Source organism: Arthrobacter sp. GAS37 (genome assembly GCF_044908325.1).
GTDB lineage: Bacteria > Actinomycetota > Actinomycetes > Actinomycetales > Micrococcaceae > Arthrobacter > Arthrobacter ramosus.
The window spans coordinates 1-3,883 of the sequence record NZ_JBIYDB010000076.1 but is presented as its reverse complement, the minus strand read 5'-3'; the positions used below and the strand labels follow the sequence as shown (position 1 = coordinate 3,883).

Below are 3,883 nucleotides of genomic sequence, written 5' to 3'. Positions count from 1 at the left end.
GGGCGCGGGAGCGCCCGGGGCCGGGATGGAGGCCGTGCTGGCGGAGCCGTTTGACTCCGCGGGGGTGACTGAGGGGCTGGCCTGCCTTTGCGCCTGGGAACAGCCACTGCCCTGTGGCGATTGCCGCGCCGGTCCGGGGGATGCTGCTGTCGCCTAACTGGCGGACGAGGAGGTGGTCGAGTCCAGGGGCGAGCTGCAGCTCGCTCGGGCCGATGCGCAACGTGACGATCTCGTCTTCGGAATCGGTGTCGACTCGGGTCACATCTTCGGTCCGGAGTCCTAACACGGTTGTCAAGGGTAGCCCGTAGGTGAGGATGAGTGCGCCGATAGTTCTGTCGGCGAGGTCGAGACGGTCATCGCGTATGAATTTGCGGAGTAGTTCCCAACGGCGCTCGGACGGCATGATGCCTTTGGGGAGGTTTCCGCGGTTTCGTTTGCAGACCAGCGTCTGGCTTCTACGGGTCTGGGTGGTCCAGAGATAGAACGGCTGGAGTAGTGGGAGGATCTGCGGGTTCCCGGCGAGGAAGTCGTCGACATGCGCTTGGGAGGCGTCGGCGAGTGTGAGGTTCTCTTCAGTGAGCCGGTCGAGGAAGCGGCGCGCCGCACGGATTCGGCTCTTGGCCAGCTGAAATGTCGAGTAGGTCTGCGGTCGGCTGTCCCTGGGCTGACGCATGCGGGGTAGGAGACGCCAGGTGCCGTACTCGTGCAGGACGAGCCTGTGTGACGCCGGCTCCGCTTCCTCCAGGAACCGTGGCAGCCAGGTCTCGAATGCGGCGGCATAGGTGTTTCGTTCGGGCAGGCAGTTGGTCGCGACGAGCCTTCCACGAATGATCTCAGTGGTGCGACTGCTAGGCAGGGAGTCCAATGCCGGGTGGCTTATGGGGATTGCCCCGGTTCCCATGCCGATCAGAAGCTCAGGGTTCTTCTTGAGCCAGTCGACGACGGCCCAGGGTCGGGGCCCAATAAGCAGGGCTTCGCGCAACGGTGCGAGCTTTGCTTTGGCCACCGGGTCCGGTGTGAGATGGTCGAAGACCGCGCCGATACCGCAGCTTCCGCAGCGTCCGTAGAGGTAGCGGGGCGAGACCGCCCCGCAGTCGTGGCACCCGTCGTCCCGTTTCCATCCGGCGGGCTTGCCCAGATCGGCGGCACGTAGTTCGGGTCCGCGGTATGAGTCGAGTACCGAATGCACACCTGGTCCGGACTTGCGTTTCCCGTGGCAACGCCAGCATAGGACGGTCGCATCAATGACGGAGTAAGGAGGCTCCTCTCTCCCGCATTCGCCGCAGGGCTGAGGCCTCTTTGGCACGCACAGTGCGCAGACCGGCGTTCCGGCCTTCCCACCGGCAGTGCAGCGCCGAAGAAGGCCGCAGAGGTGACATGTTTTCATCGGGCCTGTCCAGCAACGGTCGCAGAGGTCAGGTTCGCCGTCCTGTCCGATCCGCTTGATCCTGCGATCGGTGCCCATGCAGCTGCCGCAGCGCCGTAGGGAAATCTTGTGGCAGTCGAAGCAGCGGGCGGGCGGCCCGTCGCCGGTGGGTACGAGGAAGGCAGCGTTCCCGCAGGAAGCACATTCTCCTTCGGAGGCGTGCCAGCAGAACCCACAGACGAGCGGAATACGTAGGCTCTGGCCGTAGAGCGCACCATTGTTCCCGCAGCGGGAGCAATCGCCTCTGGGCCGGTTGTAGCACTTCGGACAGACAGGGACCTGGCCTCGACCGGTGGTCTCGTATGCCGCAGCCCTGTTGCCGCGTCCGCAATATCCGCAGGGGCGGGAACGGTGGCACTGTGAGCATACGGCAGGCGGCCCGTCTCCAGCCGGGACGAGGAAACCGGTCTTGCCGCAAGAGGCGCATGCTCCGGTCACCGAGTGCCAGCAGCGACCGCAGACCAGCGGGACCCGCTCGAGGGTTCCGAAGAGTGCACCTTCCATCCCGCAGCTGGTGCAGGCCCCCTGTGGACGCTTGTAGCAATTCGTGCAGACGGGGATCCGTTCTCCGTCCGGTGCGGCATCGTAGCGACTAACAGGAGCCACACGGCCGCAGTGTCCGCAGCGTCGCCTTGACGGGGCGTATTTCGCTGTCACGGGCGCTTCCTGCTGGGCCCGAGATCGGCCTTCTCGGGTGCGAAGCCTTCCGGCAGGTCAGATACCGGGCTCTTGGCGGGGCCGGTCTTGCCCTTGGGGGCTGCGCCGCCGGCGGCAGTGCGCAATTGGCTGACGCCTTCGACGAACGGGACGACGAGGTCATTCGGGGTGCATACAAAGATGTCACAGAGGGCCGAGAGGGTCCGGAGGCTAAGCCGTTCTGGCGTGTAGTGGATGAGGCGGTAGACCTGTGCGTCGGAGAGGATGACTCCCCGGCGCGCTAGGAGGGGACCGAGTTCGACGCTGGCCTTCATTCCCTGTTCCTCCATCAGCGCCGAAAGCTTCCAGTGGTATCCCGTGGGACGAGTTACGTCTGGGCGCCCCTTGGCGGTTGGCCGACGTTCGGGTGTCATCGCATTCCTCCGGTGTTCCACAGGTCCTCGGGTGCGCCGTCCATGAGCGCGTTATTGAGCGTACTGGTCATGAAGTCGTTGCTGACATGGGAGTAGATCGTCGTCGTGCTCGCGTGTGCGTGCCCAACTTGGGTCTGAACGAACCTCAGGTCCCACCCGTCTTCGAGCAGGTGGGTGATGTAGGCCCTCCGGAGCCCGTGCGGGGTCAGTCTGTGGTCGAGGCCGAGCTCGTCGCGGTACTCGGCGAACCGCTCATTGTAGGAAGTTTCGGACACTCTCTGGCTCCGCTCCGAGACCCACAGCTCAGGGCCGGACCGGTAGCAAGGGCGCACGACATCGATGTACTGGATGAGGACCCTGGCCGACCACGGCAGGGTAGTGAGGACGGTCCTCTGCTTGGGTCCTCTGCCGTTGCTGCCCTTGCCCCAGCGCACATCCAGCACTCCGGCGTTGCCGAACTGGGGCTGCCTCGGATTCTCGGAAACGCTGGCCACATCAAGCCGGCATACCTCCCGCCGTCGGAGTCCCCACGCGTACTGGACCTTGAACATCGCCGAATCCCTCGCCGCGGCGAGGGCCCCCTTTGTCCGTGCCTGCTGTGCCCGCTCGATCCGGGAGTCGCAGAACTCGAACAATCGGGCCAATTCCTCGCGCGTGAATGATCGCGGCCGCGGCTCGTCGCCGAGGGCATGCTGGCCGACCGTGTTCCATTCCGAGCAGATCTGCGCCGGGTGCGTGCCGAAATAGTGCTCGCAGACGGCTGCCCATCCGTATGCGGGGTCAGTCAAGTAGTCAAGAAAACGGCCGATATGGTTCTGGAGCCCTCGTACTGTCGGCGCCTTCAGCTTGCCGAGGAGCTCTGAGGCCCAGGCCTCCAGATCTCCCGGACCCCAGTTCCATGGGTACTCTCCGGTGTACCGGCAGAACCGCAGCGCGGTCTTGTATGAGAGCTCGATCCACCTCTGCGTTAGGTTCCGGGACTCCATCTGCATGATCCACCCGCCAAGGCATGCCTCGAGCACTGTCTCTTCCGGGCGCAGCAGCACCGCCCCGGCTGAGAGAAGCTTGCGCGTCTCGCGGGACGTCGCGGCGAGCACTGCACGGTCCAGCGCATCCCACCTCAAAGCATCTTGCATAAGATGCACGATCCTGCATCACATGCAAGAAGTCAAGTTAGGCGGATGCGCACCGGCATTGGGATCAGCTTGCATCTGATGCAAGCTATTCAAGCATTCGCTCGGCTTTGCATTGCAGTAGGCCTCGACCTTGCCTGTCACGATCACCGTCTGACATAGGACCTCGCCTCATGTCCAGAAGCAGACCGCGCCCTGGAGTCGGTTCTCGAGCCGATTTTCGTCCGTCGCACTGAAGAATTCCCGACGGTTCT

General features: G+C 64.3%; 3 protein-coding genes. All 3 read right to left on the bottom strand.

The window, feature by feature from the left end; all coding sequences use genetic code 11:
* On the bottom strand, positions 1-1,189 hold a 1,189-nt coding region (locus ABH924_RS24640; protein ID WP_404503128.1), incomplete at its 3' end, for a hypothetical protein.
* 890 nt (positions 1,190-2,079) lie between these two features.
* Positions 2,080-2,496, bottom strand: a complete 417-nt coding sequence (locus ABH924_RS24635) for a helix-turn-helix domain-containing protein (RefSeq protein WP_404503126.1) — start codon at positions 2,494-2,496, stop codon at positions 2,080-2,082.
* Entirely contained in the window at positions 2,493-3,632 is a 1,140-nt protein-coding gene (locus tag ABH924_RS24630) for a tyrosine-type recombinase/integrase (protein ID WP_404503130.1), read from the bottom strand. The genes ABH924_RS24635 and ABH924_RS24630 overlap by 4 nt, the downstream gene beginning before the upstream one ends.
* Positions 3,633-3,883 lie beyond the last annotated feature (251 nt).

Excerpts from the sequence above, each read along its gene's own strand:
- ABH924_RS24630 (WP_404503130.1), bottom strand. The coding sequence starts at position 3,632 with ATGCAAGATGCTTTGAGGTGGGATGCGCTGGACCGTGCAGTGCTCGCC.
- ABH924_RS24635 (WP_404503126.1), bottom strand. The coding sequence starts at position 2,496 with ATGACACCCGAACGTCGGCCAACCGCCAAGGGGCGCCCAGACGTAACT.